At 40.1% G+C, this 17,520-nt stretch carries 18 protein-coding genes; 11 read left to right on the forward strand and 7 right to left on the reverse strand.

Annotation, left to right across the window (positions count from 1 at the left end; translation table 11 throughout):
• The first annotated feature begins 28 nt into the window (after positions 1-28).
• A complete protein-coding gene (locus tag MWU78_RS11505) occupies positions 29-1,219 on the forward strand; it encodes a Pycsar system effector family protein (RefSeq protein ID WP_246997888.1) in 1,191 nt (396 codons plus the stop codon).
• A 14-nt stretch (positions 1,220-1,233) separates the two neighbouring features.
• Here MWU78_RS11505 and MWU78_RS11510 read toward each other — a convergent pair whose 3' ends face one another.
• Positions 1,234-3,603, reverse strand: a complete 2,370-nt coding sequence (locus MWU78_RS11510) for a GAF domain-containing protein (RefSeq protein WP_246997889.1) — start codon at positions 3,601-3,603, stop codon at positions 1,234-1,236.
• A gap of 204 nt (positions 3,604-3,807) precedes the next feature.
• Between MWU78_RS11510 and MWU78_RS11515 the strand changes: the two genes are divergently transcribed.
• Positions 3,808-4,719 (forward strand): metallophosphoesterase family protein, encoded by a 912-nt coding sequence (locus tag MWU78_RS11515; RefSeq protein WP_246997890.1) that lies wholly within the window; start codon positions 3,808-3,810, stop codon positions 4,717-4,719.
• Here the strand turns inward: MWU78_RS11515 and MWU78_RS11520 are convergent.
• On the reverse strand, positions 4,712-5,143 hold the full coding sequence (locus tag MWU78_RS11520; protein ID WP_246997891.1) for a PepSY-like domain-containing protein: 432 nt from the start codon (positions 5,141-5,143) through the stop codon (positions 4,712-4,714). The genes MWU78_RS11515 and MWU78_RS11520 overlap by 8 nt on opposite strands.
• An 84-nt stretch (positions 5,144-5,227) precedes the next feature.
• The gene (locus MWU78_RS11525) at positions 5,228-5,443 is read right to left on the reverse strand and encodes a hypothetical protein (RefSeq protein ID WP_246997892.1); all 216 of its coding nucleotides are present in this window, start codon (positions 5,441-5,443) and stop codon (positions 5,228-5,230) included.
• A 402-nt stretch (positions 5,444-5,845) separates the two neighbouring features.
• Here MWU78_RS11525 and MWU78_RS11530 point away from each other — a divergent pair, with 402 nt between their 5' ends.
• Positions 5,846-6,445 (forward strand): DUF2652 domain-containing protein, encoded by a 600-nt coding sequence (locus MWU78_RS11530; RefSeq protein ID WP_246997893.1) that lies wholly within the window; start codon positions 5,846-5,848, stop codon positions 6,443-6,445.
• A 129-nt stretch (positions 6,446-6,574) separates the two neighbouring features.
• Here the strand turns inward: MWU78_RS11530 and MWU78_RS11535 are convergent, their stop codons facing one another.
• The gene (locus MWU78_RS11535) at positions 6,575-7,108 is read right to left on the reverse strand and encodes a GNAT family N-acetyltransferase (RefSeq protein ID WP_246997894.1); all 534 of its coding nucleotides are present in this window, start codon (positions 7,106-7,108) and stop codon (positions 6,575-6,577) included.
• A 1-nt stretch (position 7,109) separates the two neighbouring features.
• Complete coding sequence (locus MWU78_RS11540; protein ID WP_246997895.1) at positions 7,110-8,918, reverse strand: PDZ domain-containing protein; 1,809 nt, start codon at positions 8,916-8,918, stop codon at positions 7,110-7,112.
• A gap of 127 nt (positions 8,919-9,045) precedes the next feature.
• On the opposite strand from MWU78_RS11540, the gene MWU78_RS11545 reads away from it, so the two are divergent.
• From MWU78_RS11545 to MWU78_RS11565, 5 genes are all read left to right on the forward strand, one after another.
• Positions 9,046-10,194, forward strand: coding sequence for an 8-amino-7-oxononanoate synthase (locus MWU78_RS11545; RefSeq protein ID WP_246997896.1), 1,149 nt, complete (start codon positions 9,046-9,048; stop codon positions 10,192-10,194).
• A gap of 4 nt (positions 10,195-10,198) precedes the next feature.
• Positions 10,199-10,585, forward strand: coding sequence for a DUF2007 domain-containing protein (locus MWU78_RS11550; RefSeq protein WP_246997897.1), 387 nt, complete (start codon positions 10,199-10,201; stop codon positions 10,583-10,585).
• Position 10,586: 1 nt separating this feature from the next.
• Entirely contained in the window at positions 10,587-11,198 is a 612-nt protein-coding gene (gene bioD / locus MWU78_RS11555) for a dethiobiotin synthase (protein ID WP_246997898.1), read from the forward strand.
• A gap of 138 nt (positions 11,199-11,336) precedes the next feature.
• Positions 11,337-12,605 (forward strand): adenosylmethionine--8-amino-7-oxononanoate transaminase, encoded by a 1,269-nt coding sequence (gene bioA / locus MWU78_RS11560; protein WP_246997899.1) that lies wholly within the window; start codon positions 11,337-11,339, stop codon positions 12,603-12,605.
• Between the two features lie 3 nt (positions 12,606-12,608).
• The gene (locus tag MWU78_RS11565) at positions 12,609-13,784 is read left to right on the forward strand and encodes a beta-ketoacyl synthase N-terminal-like domain-containing protein (RefSeq protein ID WP_246997900.1); all 1,176 of its coding nucleotides are present in this window, start codon (positions 12,609-12,611) and stop codon (positions 13,782-13,784) included.
• 98 nt (positions 13,785-13,882) lie between these two features.
• Here the strand turns inward: MWU78_RS11565 and MWU78_RS11570 are convergent, their stop codons facing one another.
• Together MWU78_RS11570 and MWU78_RS11575 are read right to left on the reverse strand one after the other, a co-directional pair.
• Complete coding sequence (locus tag MWU78_RS11570) at positions 13,883-14,176, reverse strand: type II toxin-antitoxin system RelE/ParE family toxin (protein WP_246997901.1); 294 nt, start codon at positions 14,174-14,176, stop codon at positions 13,883-13,885.
• Positions 14,173-14,409 (reverse strand): addiction module protein, encoded by a 237-nt coding sequence (locus MWU78_RS11575; RefSeq protein WP_246997902.1) that lies wholly within the window; start codon positions 14,407-14,409, stop codon positions 14,173-14,175. Before MWU78_RS11575 ends, MWU78_RS11570 begins: the two co-directional genes overlap by 4 nt.
• 498 nt (positions 14,410-14,907) lie before the next feature.
• Here MWU78_RS11575 and bioB point away from each other — a divergent pair, with 498 nt between their 5' ends.
• The 3 genes from bioB (at position 14,908) to MWU78_RS11590 (ending at position 17,498) form a co-directional block, all read left to right on the forward strand.
• Positions 14,908-16,002: a biotin synthase BioB gene (bioB, locus tag MWU78_RS11580; protein WP_246997903.1), complete on the forward strand. Its 1,095-nt coding sequence runs from the start codon at positions 14,908-14,910 to the stop codon at positions 16,000-16,002.
• Between the two features lie 69 nt (positions 16,003-16,071).
• Positions 16,072-16,935 carry a cupin-like domain-containing protein gene (locus tag MWU78_RS11585; protein WP_246998263.1) on the forward strand — a complete coding sequence of 288 codons (864 nt, stop codon included), beginning with the start codon at positions 16,072-16,074 and terminating at the stop codon, positions 16,933-16,935.
• Positions 16,936-17,000: 65 nt separating this feature from the next.
• Positions 17,001-17,498, forward strand: a complete 498-nt coding sequence (locus MWU78_RS11590) for a porin family protein (protein ID WP_246997904.1) — start codon at positions 17,001-17,003, stop codon at positions 17,496-17,498.
• Positions 17,499-17,520 lie beyond the last annotated feature (22 nt).

Consider the following 17,520-nt stretch of genomic DNA (forward strand, 5'->3'; position numbering starts at 1 on the left):
TGTAATTTGTGGGTCATAATTAACTATTATGTCGGAAATCCTCGAAAAAACTGAAAACTTTGTTGTCGATTTATTATCTAATAAACTAGATTCCAATTATTTGTACCACAATTTAAGCCATACCCAGCGGGTTGTTAAAAGTACTAAAGAATTATTGAATTTTTATAAGTTGGGCGAGGAGGAAAACGAGATTGCCCTACTGGCGGCTTGGTTACATGATACTGGTTATACCCAAGGCTCTGAGAATCACGAGGAGACAAGTTGTAATATAACCCGAGAATTTTTAGGTGGACAGGAATACGATGAAAAAAAATTAGAACGTGTGTGTAGCCTAATTATGGCTACCAAAAGGTTCTACGAGCCCCAAAACCTCTTGGAAGAAATTATTAGGGACGCCGATTGTTCCCATTTCGGCAAGAAGAGTTATATGGAAACCGCCGAGTTGCTTAGGGAAGAGTTGGATATTTTAGGTTTGGCGACCTATACACAGAAGGAATGGCGTGAGGCAAACCTTAAGATGTTCCAAACGGAACAACGTTTTTATACCGATTATGCCCTTCAAAATTGGCAGGAAGAAAAGAATAAAAATATAAAAAGGCTGATCAAGGGAAAAAAAGCGGAGGAAAATCTAGTGAAAAAGGAGAAATTGAAGGCCAAATATAAGAGTGAAAGTCCCGATCGTGGTATACAGACCTTATTTCGGGTAACTTTAAAGAATCATTTAATGCTCAGTGATATTGCTGATACCAAAGCCAATATACTACTCTCCGTAAATGCCATTATTATTTCTTTGGTGTTGTCCAACCTTATGACCAAATTGGACAATCCGTCCAATAATTACCTAGTCTACCCCACCTTATTATTTGTTATTTTTAGTGTGGTATCAATGGTATTGGCTGTTCTTGCAACCAGGCCAAATGTTACCCAGGGCGAGTTTACCAAGGAGGATGTAAGACAACGAAAAGTGAACTTGTTGTTCTTTGGGAATTTTCATAAAATGAAATTGGAAGATTACCAATGGGCCATAAACGAGTTGGTACAGGATAAGGATTATATCTATTCCTCCTTGACCAAGGATTTATACTATCTTGGTTTGGTATTGAACCGGAAATATAAAATCCTACGATGGACCTATACGATTTTTATAATTGGAATGGTAGTTTCCGTAATAGCTTTTGCCGTTGCCTTTAAGTACTTTGGTCCGGATCGCGGTATGTAAGCAAGAGCGTAAACTTAATTCTTGATTTCCTCCATTAAATCCTCATAGGAATAGGTCTTGCCCTTTTCATTGTTAGGATTGTAGCATACGGATGCCCTTATGGCTTTTAGGCCGGATACCCCTTGGAGGCCTTCCAATTCAACTATTTCAACCTTGCCATCAAAATAACCCTTGGATTTGAGGAATTTTATGTACCTAAGGTACTCTAATTCATCTTTCTTTTGTGAATAGACTATTGCAATTTTTCCAGGTTGGGTAAGTCGTTGGTTGGTGCCTTTAATATATGATTTGTCTATACGTTTTTTAATAATTTCGTATCTGGCGTTGTAGGTGCCGTCCACATCAAAACGTTTCTCATCCATTCTAAATCGGATAGATAACGAGCCATTATAGACTAGGATAAGCGATGCTACATCAAGTTGAACCTGGAGCTTTGATTTGAGTGCGTAGTGTTTATTTTCCATTTCGCACATTACCTGTAATTGCCATAACCTAAGATTGCTTAGATAAAGAAGATCAAATTCCCTTGCCCCGGTAATGGAGTCCCCAATGTACATATTGTGCTCTACGCCATCTGTCTTATAGCGCTCAAAGTAATGGGGGTACATATTTTGCGCTTCTTCCTGTTTTTTGTCGATGACAGATGCCAGTTTCTTATTGATCAGCGTTACGCTTTCGTCATAATTTTTCCTGTGATCATAATAGGATCCTGTTCCCATATCAATTTTGGACTCATATGATAACAATAAGTCCTGATAGTATTTGGAAGTCTTTTTCAGATGTGCGAATACTGGGTTAATTTCATCATTTACAAAGTCGAAAACCGCCTGTTCACTGTTGGTGTGCAACACCTCCTTAACATCGTCTATATGGTTGTTTACCCTAAAAATAAGTTCTTCATATATGGGCAATTTATTTTTTTCCCAAGCCTCGGAAAGTACATTATTTATCTCCGATAACTGAATCATAAGGTCTCGCTGAATGGCAGTATTTCTTGCTTGGGAAGAATCTTTAATATCTGTTTGACCATATAAGGGATAAACTTCATTAAATACAATTTCCCTGAAAGACGGCTGCAATCCTTCCTGGTCTTCCAAAATAAATCGTTTAGCTTCCTCTTTAAATTTCCAGTATACGGATGAATGCACAGAAGTACATTCATTTTGAATTACGGCATCAATTAAATTTTCTTCCTCCTCCAAGGAACGCAAAACAGCGGAGACGATATAGGGTATTACATCTTCCAGTTTCTTGGCATTAACACTGTTGAGGTCATTTGCCTTGTCCGACACCAATTCCAGTACCCCTAATAGTCGACCATCTTTTGCAATGGGGGTCAATAGCGCGCTTTTAATTTTTTGGTCGTGTAGGCCCTTATACGGTGGCATACCATCTGAGAGTTTATAATATTTTTCTACGTCGCTAATTACAAAGAATCTGTTTTGGTCAATTAGTTTGCTGTAAGAGGCCTTACAAAGGGATTCATTGCAGGTCTCAACTTTCTTTTTTTGTAAAATAAAACTATCTATGCCATTTACAGAAACCCTCTCAAATTGCTCATCCTTGGAATTGTAGACCGCGAACCCAATGCGCAAATTTGGTAATCCAAATAACGATTTAAAGGTGTTTTCCACACCTTTAATGAAATTACCCCCACTTTTATCATTGATGATCAGGTTGGATTTTATTTCAGATATGGAATGTTCGGCAGTAACATCGAACATGTTGGATATTACAAAGCCTTTACTGATAAAACTATTGGGAGGAATCTTCTCTTTCCAAAGTTCCACATTGTCTATATTTTCCAATAGTTCGTCCACATCCTTTTGGGTAATTTTCAATGGGGAGCCTTTGGGCAAGATCTCTATAAAATCCGCGTTGTACAAAATACGGTAATGTCTCATTACCCCATTGGCATCGGGGATATCGTAGAAAAAGGGTCTCTTAAAATCAAGCTTAAACCCGTAGTAAAAGTTAAGGATTACAACACAGGCCATAATATAGCTTACCTCTTCTTCTTGGTTCCTTATTTCGGGCTCGAAATTTTGCCCTGCCGCTTCCAAAATTCGTTCAAAGCGCTTACTGGAATTAAATATTATGTTTGAATAAGGCGTGGATGCCGTTTTTATTTCATTGGTTGTAAGTACGGAGGAAAACAAATCCTGCAAGATGATTTGTATAACTTCCTTGTGTTTTGCCAGCAAAGATATATCTGTGAATCCCTCACGGAGTTCGGGGAAGGGGGCTTGGGCATTAACAATATAACTTGCCTTGGAAGCCAAATACGTATCCTCGCTCTGCGCCATTTCATCATATTGCTTTAATAATTTATTAAAGCTTATATGATGCTCCAATGGTGATATTTTATCTGTGAATCCCTTCATTGCCTATATTAGTCCAAGTTTGCAGCGTAAAATTACAAAAGAAATTGCTTTCTTGCATTTTTGTATTGATAAAGGAAGAGCCTACTTTTTCTGATATCCATTCCATTAAGGTCTTTTGGTCGTATTCCAGGACTATCTGCCTTATCAAATTAGAAGATATTATTTCCTTAACCAAAAAAAGTACTAACTTTTAACCTAAAACAAATGTCCTCATTTACCAGATTGTCCAGGGCTTACAACAATGCCAAAACCCTGCCTTTTGATGATTCCTCCAAAATTATCCTGTTCAGTGATTGCCATAGGGGGGACAGTAGTTTTGCGGACGAATTTGCCAACAATCGCAATATTTATTTCCATGCGTTAAGGCATTACCTTAATGAAGGATTTACTTATTGTGAACTGGGAGATGGTGATGAACTTTGGGAAAATCATTCCTTTGATTCGATTTTTACCGCCCATAAAAACGTTTATAAACTTTTGAAGCAGTTCCATTTGGAAAAAAGGCTTCATATGATCTGGGGGAACCATGATATGGTTTACAAAGACCCGGAATATGTAAAGAGTAATTTGTCTCACTATTTTGAACCTATCGATGATTGCAATAAGGAATTGTTTGAGGATATTAACTATCACGAGGCTATAATTTTAAAGCATAAATTAAGTGGGCAGGAATTATTATTGGCCCATGGACACCAGGCAGATTGGTGGAACTATACCTTTTGGCGTTGGGGCCGATTCTTGGTACGTGTTTTATGGAAACCATTACAGGTATGGGGTATTGCGGATCCTACAAGTCCTGCCAAAAATTACAAGGAACTTATTAAAATTGAAAGGCGTATAAAAAAATGGATTATGGCCAATAATGAATTGTTGACCATTGTTGGGCATACCCACAGGCCACGCTTTCCGGCACCAGGGGAAATTCCTTTTTTTAACGATGGTAGTTGCGTTCATCCACGCAGTATTACTGGAATTGAAATCCAAAAAGGGACCATAGCCCTAATCAAATGGGAAATAGCCACAAAGGATGACGGAACCTTGCAAATTGTCAGGATTCTGCTGGAAGGCCCACAGCAGCTTAAGGATTATCAAAAGGCCGATTTGCCATTTAATTGATGATACTTCCTTGAGCGTTGAATTCTACATCTTTTTTTTCTCCATCTATTTTAAATTCAAGATCATAAAACCTGCCTTTGGAATTGTGGTCCACCTCTTCAATCTCTACAAGCTCATAATCCTTAAAATCCTTGTCAATTTTTTCTTTTATAGCATCTGGCAAATCTTTTTTTGATATGCGGCGTTCCGTTTCCAACCACTGTCCTTCGGGACTGAAATCGGCTTTGTAGTGTTCTCCGTCCTTTTTGAAATTGGATTCAAAATTCCCGTTTTTATCCTTGTGCCAATCCGGGTCGTTTTCTTTTGGGTACATATTCTTAAAGGTGGTCTTAACTTCTTTGGGGACTTGGCCTTCTGCAGCAGTATTGCAACCAACAGATAGAATTATTGTCAATAAGGAATAACAAAATATCGAAAGTTTCATAGTAAATTGATTTTCTATTTTTTTTCTGAAAACATCAGCGTTTGTCCTAGGGCCAAATACTCACAATTAAGTCAGTTTTCAAGCCTAATTGTCGTCTGTGCTCCCGTCTACTTCCTCCTTAACGTCTTTATATGCTCCCTTTATTTCTTCCCCCGCTCGCTTTACACCATCTTCTGCTTCATCTACAGCCCGTTCTATATCTCCTTTTGGTTCTTCATTAACGGCTTTTGTCTCCCGGCAGCTGGATAAAGAAATAGCGGATACAAAAAGCAATGTCAAAATAAATATTGATTTTTTCACGATGTTTAATTTATGTCAAGACCAAGTCTTATTAGTTCTTTTGATAATGGTAAAATTATAGATCCGCCCATAAACTTTTAGCTCGAAACCATATTGAATTTGATCCAAATGGGTAAATCATTGTCCCTATTGCTTCAGACGGGGTTAAGGCGAAAAGTATTTCGTTTTTTTGCCCTATATTCAATAAAAAAAGAAGATTGATCATGTTATAATGATTTACTTGTAAGGGATATGACAGTGGATGGATCGGGGTTTGCCGAGAAACGTAACGGCCAATTAATATCCTAAAATGGTTGGATTATTAAGTCAAACTCCAAAATACTATTGTTGCAACACAGTATGCTATAATTTATAACATTGCCTGCAATTTCTTAGGTTGTTTTAAAACTCAATTTTTATAATATGAAAGCCTTGCCTACTTTATTATGTATACCGGACATTAGTGGATTCACTCAATTTATGAGCAAAACCGATTTTGAATTGAGTTCAAAAGTAATTCCTTCCCTTTTGAACAAGATTGTCTATTCCAATGAAATAGGACTTAAAATATCAGAAATAGAAGGAGATGCCGTATTGTTTTATAAGTCAGGAGAGCTTCCCTCCTTTAAGGAACTCTTAGATCAATGTAGGTTTTTTTATACCGAGTTTTACAAACAACTGCATGCGCTTAAGGCCCGGTATAATGGTGATAAGGCGGCGGAAATGATTCCTGAGGTATTGGGGTTGAAAATTATTTTGCACTATGGGGAGGAAGTAGGTTTGGTTCCTGTAGGCAAGCGAATAAAACTCATTGGAGAGGATGTAATTACTGCACATCGACTACTTAAAAACGAAATTCCCAACGAAGAATATATATTAATATCGGAGGGATTGCTTTCCCAGTTTGGGACCAATGAGAAAGAATTTCCCATTGATTGGGGTACTTATAAAGAGGGGTTTATCCAAGAAGAACATTTAGGGGAAATAAAGTTTCAATATATTCAGCTGAAGCCTTTTGTTTAATTCTAAGAATCCCGTCCCTGTCCATGACTTAATTATCGCCACCGCTGGCGCATGCGTCACGACTGCCTGACAGCTAGGCAGGCTCGTGTCCAAGTCTTTCGATTATTCCATCTTAATCCCCAAAGACCATTATTTCAGTATTATCAATTTCCAATCCTGTCCTCCGGAATGGTAGGTTTTTAGTTCCTCAAATCCCACCGCATAATGCGCATCCAGTGAACGTAGATTGGTCGCGTCCACCTCGGTTATGATGCTTTTAAATTCGGGTTGAATGTGGTTTTTCATGGTCTCGTACAGCTTTCTAAAAATACCTCTCCTCCTATATTCCTTGTCTATACATATTTGACCCATTGCCATATAGGGGTCACCTTTGGGTATTACCGAAGCTATTTCCTTGAACATGGGTTTTAATACCTCAATATCGTTCCCAAATCGGGGATGCATGCAAAGCGCATAGCCCACCACTCTATCTTGGTCCTTGGCAATGATATGGGGGCAAACAGCGTTCATGTTAAATAACTGTTCCAAGGTGTGGGAAACCGTAACAAAACCTTCTTTTTCCTTTTCATCTGCATCAACATTTTGTAAATGGTTCTTTTGTTGTAAGCTTAGTATTTGTTGTAATTCGCTGTCATTGGTACAGCTCTTAAAGACTACCTCCATCTTATTCCTGTTTTAACCAATCCCTTCTATTTTTTAATACTTCTTTGCTCACTTTACTGCCATCTTTCTCCGTTAATTCTATGGTATAAGTGGGATCCGCAGCTAAAACAACTGTGGTGGATTTTGGAATGCCATAGCGGGTGTAGGCTACCTGTACACTTTCTCCTACCTTGAATTTTGCTATTTGCTCCCCAAAACTCTGGTTAGAAGTCAGGGGGATATTGTTTACGGCGGTAATTACGTCCCCATAGTCCAGCCCTGCCGTATAGGCTGGACTCCCAATGGTGGTATTACGTTGGACAATTCCTGACCCAAATTGGTTGATGTTGACACTTGCCCCAAAATAAGGTTTGTCAGTGGCACGCTTTAACACTATGCCTACAGATTTGAACAGCTCCTCATAATTGGGCATTCCACTGTTATGAATATAGTTATCAAAAAAACGATTTCCAAATTCCATTCCGGCGTATTGTACCAAAGATTGACGTAGATCGGACAGGGTATACGGAATTTCCTTTTTCCCAAAGGTCTGCCAGACCAATTTCATGTAATCGTCCAAATTCAGTTTGTTTTGTCGCAACGAAAGGTCCAGGGCCAATCCCAAAACACTACCATGGGAATAATAGGAAATAAAGGTATTGTCCCTATTTACTGGATCTACGGAAGTGGCAGCGTCTACAAAGGGGGCCTGATAGCTCATTTCTATGGGATTAAAGAATTGCCTGGCCGGAGAGTTCCAAACATAGTTGAAAGTGCCTGTAAGGCCCTCTACGTATTCCTTAGGGGTGATGATCCCTGCGCGACAAAGGATAAAATTGGTGTAATAGCTGGTGAAACCTTCTGCAAACCAAAGTTCCCCGCTCATATTGGCTTCGGCAAAATTGAAGGGTTCCAATGCTTTGGGCCGAATACGTTCCACATTCCATCCGTGAAAAAATTCGTGGGCAACGGTTCCTATATTGTTTTTCATGCCGCCTTCTGCCAATCCTTCCCTGTCTGTAAGAATGGTAGAATTCCTATGTTCCATACCATCGCCTGAAACATTGGGGATGTAGCAGGCCAAAAAGGTGTAGGTCCCATAATCGTAGGAGGGAAGTTCGCCAAAAACGTTTTTTTCGGCCAAAACCACTTTTTTTACCTGTTCAAAATAGGTGTCCAGATCCGCTTCCGTACCGTTGTGGTGCAATACAAATTGTATAGTTTGTTTCTGGCCATTGTTGTCTACGGTAAATTGACGTAGCCCATAATTGCTGATTTCCGTAGGGCTATCCATAAAATACTGTAAATTGGGCGCGGTATAGGTATTGCCCATAAGCTTTGGCATTTGAGTGGCCACTTTCCAGTTGAGGTCTTCCCGAACCCTAAAGTCCACTTCTATTTTCCGATCTTCCAAATTGGTCACGTACATAAAGGTAGCCGGGATGTTTAGGTGGGCATGGGTCTCATCAATTTGTGCATAGGTGCCATCCCCACGATTGGCAAAAAGGGTATAACTTATCTTCACTTCCCCATCATGGCCGCTAATATCCCATTGGTAGGGATTGGGCCTATGAATTTCCAAAGACTTTCCCTTACTATCGGTTGCCTTAAAATTATATACATTTTTAGCAAACTCGTGCAGGGCATAACGCCCAGGGGAGGAACGGCCCATACGTACCGATAGCACACCGGAATCCAGCTGTGGATAGGATGCTGTGATTTCCGCTTCGTGATGTACGGCATTTTCAAAGGATATGGTGTAGCGGTTGGTCTGACTTTGTAGGCTTATGCAACTGGCAAGGAAGAGGAGGCTTAAAATGTTGATTTTCATACAATTTGATTTCGATACGTTTTTTAAAGATGGGAACCTAGCCAAGGACAAGGTCTGTATATTATTTTTGCATGGCTTTGTATAAACGAATATACTATTTAAATACAGGATATGCTACATTTGTAATATGACGGAATTCCCAAAAAAATTGACGGAAAAACTCACCGAAAGACAGGCTAACAATGCCCTTCGAAAGTTGCCCGTACCCAATGGTTTGATTGATTTTTCCTCTAATGATTATTTAGGGTTTGCCAAAAACGGGACCATTTTTAAAAATACCTCCTGCATTTTGGAAAAGAAAGGTATCAATGACAATGGTGCTTCTGGATCAAGGTTGTTAACAGGTAATAGCGAACTATATGGGGAGTTGGAAGATTTGTTGGCGGATTTTTTTGGTTCCGGGGCTGCCCTAATCTTCAATTCGGGCTACGATGCCAATATCGGATTTTTTAGTGCCGTGCCCCAACGGACAGATGTTGTTTTTTATGACGAACTGTCCCACGCCAGTATTCGGGATGGCATAGGTTTGGGCCGGGCACAAAGCTTTAAGTTTAAACACAACTCTGTGGAAGATTTAAGTCGACAGATTGATCGTGTACGGGAAGGCAAACTGGATAGCGATATTTACGTGGTTACGGAGTCGGTTTTTTCCATGGATGGGGATTCACCGGATTTGGAGGCATTTGTAGCCTTATGCCAAACCAAGGGGGCTTATTTAGTAATCGATGAAGCCCATGCCGTAGGGGTGTTTGGTAGGAAGGGAGAAGGATTGATCTATGAACTTGGTCTTCAAGACAAGGTATTTGCCAGGATTGTCACCTTTGGGAAGGCGATGGGTTGCCATGGTGCGGCCATCTTGGGGAGTGATGCCCTTAAAAGTTATTTGGTGAATTTTGCACGCAGTTTTATTTATACAACGGGAATGCCTCCGCATTCCTTGGCGACGATACTGTCCGCCTGTGAACATGTATCGGCAACAAACAAGGAGCAAAATCAGCTTAGGACGAATATTGAATTTTTTAAAAGTGAATTGAAGGTCCATAACCTTCAGTCCTATTTTATCCCAAGTAATTCCGCCGTACATTGTTGTTTGGTGGAAGGCAATGAAAAAGTAAAGAAATGGTCGCAGCAATTACAGGAGAATGGGTTTGATATTAAACCTATAATGTCGCCCACCGTTCCAAAAGGGAAGGAGCGTTTGCGATTTTGTCTGCATAGTTTTAATACGGAACAGGAAATTAACGAGGTGCTTTTACAATTGTCCAACTTATTTTAACATCATGGAGAAACAAGAATTTTATACCCTGGCCGCTTTTGAATATGTAGCCGATGTACAAATATTAAAGGGCCGCCTTATGTCGGACGGTATTCCTGTTTTCCTGAGGGATGAGAACACCCTTAACTCCGATCCCTTGATCAGCAATGCCATAGGTGGAGTAAAGCTTCAGGTGTATTACTCCGATAAGGACAGAGCAACTGAAATTTACAATGAAATAAGGTCTTACGCCATGGATGATCATGGAAATTTGAGAATCTGTCCCAATTGTAAGGCCCAAAGAATGGAAATATATTTTAACAGGAGAGGACTATTTTATAAACTTTTTCCATTTTTTGAAAAAAGAAAGTATAAATGTCTAAATTGTGAGTTTATAACAGAACCAAACTAGAATGAAGCAATTTTTTGTAACAGGAATATCCACAGATGTAGGAAAAACAATTACCTCTGCCGTTATGGTGGAGGCCTTGGAGGCAGATTATTGGAAACCAGTCCAAACAGGGGACGAATCCGATAGCGAAACAATTTCCGAATTAATTTCAAATAGCAAAACGGTAATACATAAAAGTAGCTACTCTCTAAAAGCGCCAATTAGTCCACATGCGGCAGCGGCTCTTGAGGGGGTTTATATAGACCACAATAAAATCCAGGAGCCCAAAACAGAGAACCATATGGTAATCGAAGGGGCGGGTGGTGTATTGGTGCCACTGAACGATTCCGATACCTTACTGGATATTATTATGCCCACTTATTACGTAATTGTAGTGGTGAAGCACTATTTGGGCAGTATTAACCATTCCCTATTGACCATTAAATGGCTTTTGTTAAAAGGTTATGATGTGGCCGTTGTTTTTAACGGAGAGCCTAATTCCGCCTCTGAGGATATTATTTCCAAGATTACGGGAGTCTCTGTGCTTGGAAGAATTGGACAAGAATCATCCATGACCAAGGAAGTTATTAAGAAATACGCGGAAGAATTGCGTCCTGCACTTATTGCATTGTAATTTCTTTGGTCGGTGAAATAATTACTTGGAATAATTCAGGATTATCGTTTCGTTTTACTTCTAAATGAAATAGGATCGGGATAGTGTTTTTAGTCATTATTCCCCATCTTTGCACTTCTATTTAAAAAGGATATTCAATTGAAAAGTCTTTCGGAAAGGGATCAAAAGCACCTTTGGCACCCACTTACGCAACACAAACTGCATCCTAAAATGCTTGGCATTGTCAAGGCTAAAGGGGTCGTTTTGTACGATGAGCAGGGCAAGGAATACATAGACGGCATTTCCTCTTGGTATACCTGTATGTACGGGCATTGTAATGATGCCATAATAGCTAAGGTCTACGCTCAAATGCAACAGTTGGATCAGGTGGTCTTTAGTGGATTTACACACGAACCTGCCATTGCGCTTTCTGAAGCACTAATTTCATTGTTGCCATCCAATCAGGAGAAATTGTTTTTTTCGGACAACGGTTCCACTTCAACCGAGATAGGGATAAAGATGGCCTTGCAGTATCACCATAATAAAGGGAAAAAGCGGACTGTTTTATTGGCTTTTGAAGATGGTTTTCATGGCGATACTTTCGGTGCGATGTCCGTTTCCAGCTTATCCGTATATAACGGCCCTTTTGAAGATTATTTTATTGATGTAAAAAGGATTCCTGTTCCTACGGATGACAATATTGGGAGTCTATTGCATGAATTGGAAAAGACCTTAGATCTTGATGCCATAGCCGGATTTATCTATGAGCCCCTGGTGCAGGGAGCGGCAGCCATGAAAATGCACAGGGCAGAACATTTGGAGAAAATTTTAAAAGTGATAAAGTCCCATGGGGTACTGGCCATAGCCGATGAGGTAATGACGGGATTTGGGAAGACGGGAAGGCACTTTGCCTCCGATTATATGGTGGTAAAGCCAGATATTATATGTATGTCCAAGGCCCTTACGGCAGGAATGTTGCCAATGGCCGTGACGAGTTGTACCCAGGAAGTTTACGATGCCTTTTATAGTGATGAAATTGCAAAGGGGCTTTTTCATGGTCATACCTATACCGCAAATCCCTTGGCATGTGCCGCTGCCTTGGCGGGGATTGAATTGTTGACATCAGAGGGAATTCAAAAAAATATAGGTCAAATAATACAGTGGCACCAGGAGTTTGATGCCGAAATAAAAGATCACCCCAAAGTAGCGTCCACTAGGCAAATTGGGATTATCTACGCGCTGGACCTTAATATTGCCATGGAGCGCTATGGAAATGTTAGGGACAGACTGTTCAAGCATTTTATGGATTCGGGGGTTTTTCTTAGGCCTCTTGGAAATACCATATACATTTTGGCGCCCTATATCACGACCAAGGAGCAAATGCAAAAAATCTACAACAGTATAAAGGAAGTTCTTAATTCATTTTAAATTATGCAGAACGAACCTATTTTTATTACGGCATTATCTTCCATCTCTCCTTTGGGAACTTTCTTGAATGAGACCTGGGAAAATTATAAACTTCCGGACCATTGTTTACAACAAATGAACTATGGCGATCTAACGGCCTGGGGTTCCGCCTTAACCAAAGATGCACAACAGAAGATATTGGAATTAAAAAATTCGGATTCCAAATATAAAAACTTGGACCCTTCTGTGCTATACGCCATTTATGCCTCCAGGGAAGCCATAGGTCAAGCGGGTTGGAAGGATGGCAATTTTGGGGTAAACATTGGATCTTCTAGAGGTGCAACCGGACTTTTTGAAAAATACCATAGCGAATTTATTCGAAACGGGGAGGCCTCTACCTTATCTTCCCCTACCACCACTTTGGGGAATATTTCCTCATGGGTGGCCCATGATCTGCAGACCCAAGGCCCTGAAATATCACATTCCATTACTTGTTCCACTGCCCTGCATTCCCTCTTGAACGGGGTGGCATGGTTGAAAAGTGGTATGGCCAATAAATTTTTGGTAGGGGGCAGCGAGGCGCCATTAACGCCCTTTACCATTGCACAGATGAAGGCCTTAAAAGTTTATTCGCGGTATGCTGCCAACGACCCTAGTGGTTATCCTTGTCGTGCCTTGGATCTGGACAAGAAACAGAATACTATGGTTTTGGGTGAAGCTGCTTCCATGGCCTGTTTGGAGAAGGGCAATATTCAAAATGCCCTTGCCCGTATTGAAGGCCTGGGATACGCTACTGAAATACTGGAGCACAATATTAGCATTTCCTCTGATGCCGTTTGTTTTCAGCGATCCATGAAAATGGCTATGGGCGGGATAGATTCCAAGGAGGTAGATGTGGTGGTAATGCATGCTCCGGGAACCATTAAAGGGGATTTGTCAGAAGTGGCGGCTATCAAGAAAATATTTGGAAAAGACATGCCAGCCTTGACCACCAACAAGTGGAAAGTAGGGCATTCCTTTGGTGCCTCGGGAATGTTGAGTTTGGAATTGGCGGTGTTGATGTTGCAACATCAAAAGTTTATAGGAGTGCCATATGTGGAGTACGATGCTATGCCAAAACAGATCAACAGAGTAATGGTAAATGCAGTGGGTTTTGGAGGGAATGCGGTGAGTATTTTATTGGGTAGGATTGACTTGTGAAAGCAATCAGAAGGAAAAAATATCTATTGTGCCAAACTATTGGTGGAAGTACTCATTATAAATTCTACTGATGATTATGAATTGGCCTGGAATTAGAATTATTTCTTCTTTTTATTAGGATTTTGCCAAGTATTGAATACGGAATAAACAATCACTTTTTTATTGGTGATTTCATATATAATTAAGAATGGAAAGCGTTTTATAAATGCTTCTCTGTAGGGTTTACGTTTTTGGGGAAAGCATTTGGGATTGGCTATAATTCGTTTAAAATAGAAATCCAAATGTTCCAAGAATTCCTCGCCTAAACCAATTCTTTTTTCCTCGTAATAGAGATAGGCTTCAATAATTTCTAGATTGGCATCGTTTATAACCTCTAAACTATATGCCATCATTGAGTAGCATTTCTGGCGTTTTGTTTGACTTGTTCCCAAGTTAATGAATTACTTTCTTCATTGACATGGGCTTCCTTACGCTTATCGATCATTTGATATTGTTCTTCGCTTAAAGTAAACTCTTGCTCGTCATTTTGATAGCTTTCCACTAATGCTTTAATCATTTTTAAAAGCCTTATGTCTGCCTTATCTATATACTCTCGGACCGTATTTCTTAAATCGATGCTTGCCATAATAATTTCTAATTTCTTAAAGTAAAGATACAATTTATGTTCCAAAAGTTTCTTTCCATTGGGATCAATAAAGTAATGGTAAACGCAGTGGGTTTTGGAGGGAATGCGGTGAGTATTCTTATTGGAAGACCTTAATTCCTTTTAAATAGGGATTTATTGGTTTGTATACAGTCCTTTTCTAACTAATCAAATATTTAATAAGCCCTTATTAAATAGCATTATCTAATAATTTAGGAATCGATTTTTGCAATTTCTGCAGATTATAGGTTATTTTTGACGCTTAAATCGATGTTGGCTTAGGGATTGCAGCGGCATCCTTTTTATGTTTACCGCGCCTGGCGAAGGTAGACTGAAAAAGATATAGCGAATAAGCCCGACCCCGACTTCCTTGCCCTCTCCTGCAAGGTGTAGACCTACAAGGTCTTCAAGACCTTGCAGGTCCTCCTTGTAGGTGTTGGGAGAGAAGGAAGTCGGGGAAAGCCCCAAGAACTAAAATGTATGAGCGAAGTAAGACATAACTGGACCAAACAGGAAATACTGGATATTTACAACAAACCCTTTATGGAGCTGCTTTACGAGGCGGCTACAGTACACAGGGAAAACCATGATCCCAATACGGTTCAGGTATCCACTTTGTTATCCATTAAAACGGGAGGTTGTCCTGAGGATTGCGGTTATTGTCCACAGGCTGCACGTTACCACACCAAAGTGGAGGGCAACGACCTTATGAGTGTTTCCCAAGTAAAGGCTCAGGCCTTACGTGCCAAAACAGCAGGAAGCTCCAGGGTGTGTATGGGAGCTGCATGGAGAAATGTTAAGGACGGACCAGAGTTTGATCAGGTATTGGAAATGGTACGTACCATTAACAAGCTGGATATGGAGGTTTGCTGTACCTTGGGAATGATTACCGAGAACCAAGCACATCGTTTGGCGGAAGCTGGACTATATGCATACAACCATAATTTGGATACTTCCGAGGACTATTATAAAGATGTTATTTCTACCCGTGCTTTTAAAGATCGTTTAGATACAATAGACAACGTGCGCAAGAGTAATGTTACCGTTTGTAGCGGTGGGATTATTGGTATGGGCGAGGCTTTGGAAGATAGGGCGGGTATGTTGGTGGCGCTTTCCACCTTGGACCCACAACCAGAATCCGTGCCGATCAATGCCCTAGTGGCCGTTGAAGGTACCCCTATGGCGGACCTACCTCCCATTCCAATTTGGGATATGGTACGTATGGTGGCCACTACCAGAATTATTATGCCCGAAACCCAGGTTCGGCTATCTGCTGGTCGTACACAAATGAGCAGGGAAGGGCAGGCTATGTGTTTCTTTGCTGGGGCCAATTCTATTTTTGCCGGGGATAAGTTGCTTACTACTCCCAATCCAGATGTAAATGAGGATATGGCCATGTTTAAGCTATTGGGATTAAATCCACAAAAAGCTTTTACCAAGGTTTCCCAACCCCAAACTGTAGAAGCTGAGGATTCACAGTATCAAGGCAAGGGCGAAAAACCAAAATGGACCAGACCGGGACATACCATTGATCGAAATGAAGCTGCTAAAAAGAAGGCCAATCTAACAGAGTAATATGGTGTTGGAATATATGGTAAAGTAAATTATGTTAGGTTTTTTAACTTTGCTAGCTTAAACAATCAGATTACATTGAACTTAAAGGAGATTCCAAGGGTAGCGAATATTACCAAAGAAGAGTTTCTCAATAACTATTTTAAGCCACAGAAACCTGTGGTTATAGAAAAGTGTATTGAGGAATGGCCAGCCTATACCAAATGGAATTTTGATTATATGGGGGAAGTGGCAGGTAATAAGACAGTGCCACTTTATGATGATCGCCCGGTGCATTACAAGGATGGCTTTAATGAGCCTCATGCTACAATGAAAATGTATGATTATCTGGACCTATTGCAAAAGGAGCCCACAAAATATCGCATATTTCTATGGAATATCCTTAAGGAGGCGCCAGAGCTGCAAAAGGATTATTCTTTCCCCGATTTTGGTTTGAACCTAATGAAAGGCCTACCTATGCTTTTCTTTGGAGGGACCAATTCCCATACGTTTATGCACTACGATATTGATCTGGCCAATATATTTCATTTTCATTTTGCTGGGAAAAAGGAGGTCATTCTTTTTTCACAGTCACAAAATAAACACTTGTACAAAGTTCCACATTCCTTGATTACCCATGAAAGCATAGATTTTTCCAATCCCGATTATAAAAAGTGGCCTGCCTTAAAAAATGCCACCGGATTTAAAACCCGTTTGGAACATGGCGAAGTGTTGTATATGCCGGAAGGGTATTGGCACTATATGAAGTATCTTAGTCCGGGATTTTCCATGAGTTTACGTGCTTTGGCCAGAAACCCGGTAAATTTAGGTAAGGCTTTTTACAATGTATTGGTAATGCGCTACTACGATAATATAATGAGAAGGCTAAAAGGGCAGGAGTGGATCGATTGGAAGAATGAGCAGGCCATTGAAAGAACAAATAAGCAGTTATCTTAGGGATTTTATTTGTGGAAAGGAATATCTTTGTCCCCTTTAATTAAAATTATAATTCTAATACAACTATGAGAAAAGTATTAATTGCATTGGTATTTATTTTGGCCGTGGCATCTGTTAACGCACAGGCTTTTGAGGGTAAGGAGGATATGAAATTTCAGATAGGCGCCAATTTTCAGGATAACGGTACCGGGATTGTCGTGACCTATGATTATGGTTTGGGTGAAAACTTCTCACTTGGTCTGTCTTCCTCCTATATTTTAGGGGTAGAGGAATTGATCAATGCCGATTTTGGTGATAGAATAGATTTCAAGGCAAGATTCAATGCCAATTTGGGCAGTGTTTTTCAGTTGGGGGACAATGTGGATATTTATCCAGGATTAGATCTTGGTCTTAAGAATTTTGGAGGTCATTTGGGTGTTCGTTACTTTTTCAGCGATGGTTTTGGTGTTTTTACTGAAGTCGCCACACCATTTGCAAAATACAAGACCGGTACTTTGACACCGGCCGAGGAATTGCACAATCAGTTTGTCTTCAGTTTAGGGGCTTCCTTTAATCTTAATTAATTTAGATATTCGATCCTTGGCC

This window comes from Arenibacter sp. F26102 (assembly GCF_023015865.1).
Lineage (GTDB): Bacteria > Bacteroidota > Bacteroidia > Flavobacteriales > Flavobacteriaceae > Arenibacter.

Bases quoted from the DNA above. Each gene is read 5' to 3' on its own strand.
- MWU78_RS11505 (WP_246997888.1), top strand. From the start codon at position 29: ATGTCGGAAATCCTCGAAAAAACTGAAAACTTTGTTGTCGATTTATTA.
- MWU78_RS11510 (WP_246997889.1), bottom strand. From the start codon at position 3,603: ATGAAGGGATTCACAGATAAAATATCACCATTGGAGCATCATATAAGC.
- MWU78_RS11515 (WP_246997890.1), top strand. From the start codon at position 3,808: ATGTCCTCATTTACCAGATTGTCCAGGGCTTACAACAATGCCAAAACC.
- MWU78_RS11520 (WP_246997891.1), bottom strand. From the start codon at position 5,143: ATGAAACTTTCGATATTTTGTTATTCCTTATTGACAATAATTCTATCT.
- MWU78_RS11530 (WP_246997893.1), top strand. From the start codon at position 5,846: ATGAAAGCCTTGCCTACTTTATTATGTATACCGGACATTAGTGGATTC.
- MWU78_RS11535 (WP_246997894.1), bottom strand. From the start codon at position 7,108: ATGGAGGTAGTCTTTAAGAGCTGTACCAATGACAGCGAATTACAACAA.
- MWU78_RS11540 (WP_246997895.1), bottom strand. From the start codon at position 8,918: ATGAAAATCAACATTTTAAGCCTCCTCTTCCTTGCCAGTTGCATAAGC.
- MWU78_RS11545 (WP_246997896.1), top strand. From the start codon at position 9,046: ATGACGGAATTCCCAAAAAAATTGACGGAAAAACTCACCGAAAGACAG.
- MWU78_RS11550 (WP_246997897.1), top strand. From the start codon at position 10,199: ATGGAGAAACAAGAATTTTATACCCTGGCCGCTTTTGAATATGTAGCC.
- bioD (WP_246997898.1), top strand. From the start codon at position 10,587: ATGAAGCAATTTTTTGTAACAGGAATATCCACAGATGTAGGAAAAACA.
- MWU78_RS11565 (WP_246997900.1), top strand. From the start codon at position 12,609: ATGCAGAACGAACCTATTTTTATTACGGCATTATCTTCCATCTCTCCT.
- MWU78_RS11570 (WP_246997901.1), bottom strand. From the start codon at position 14,176: ATGATGGCATATAGTTTAGAGGTTATAAACGATGCCAATCTAGAAATT.
- MWU78_RS11575 (WP_246997902.1), bottom strand. From the start codon at position 14,409: ATGGCAAGCATCGATTTAAGAAATACGGTCCGAGAGTATATAGATAAG.
- bioB (WP_246997903.1), top strand. From the start codon at position 14,908: ATGAGCGAAGTAAGACATAACTGGACCAAACAGGAAATACTGGATATT.
- MWU78_RS11590 (WP_246997904.1), top strand. From the start codon at position 17,001: ATGAGAAAAGTATTAATTGCATTGGTATTTATTTTGGCCGTGGCATCT.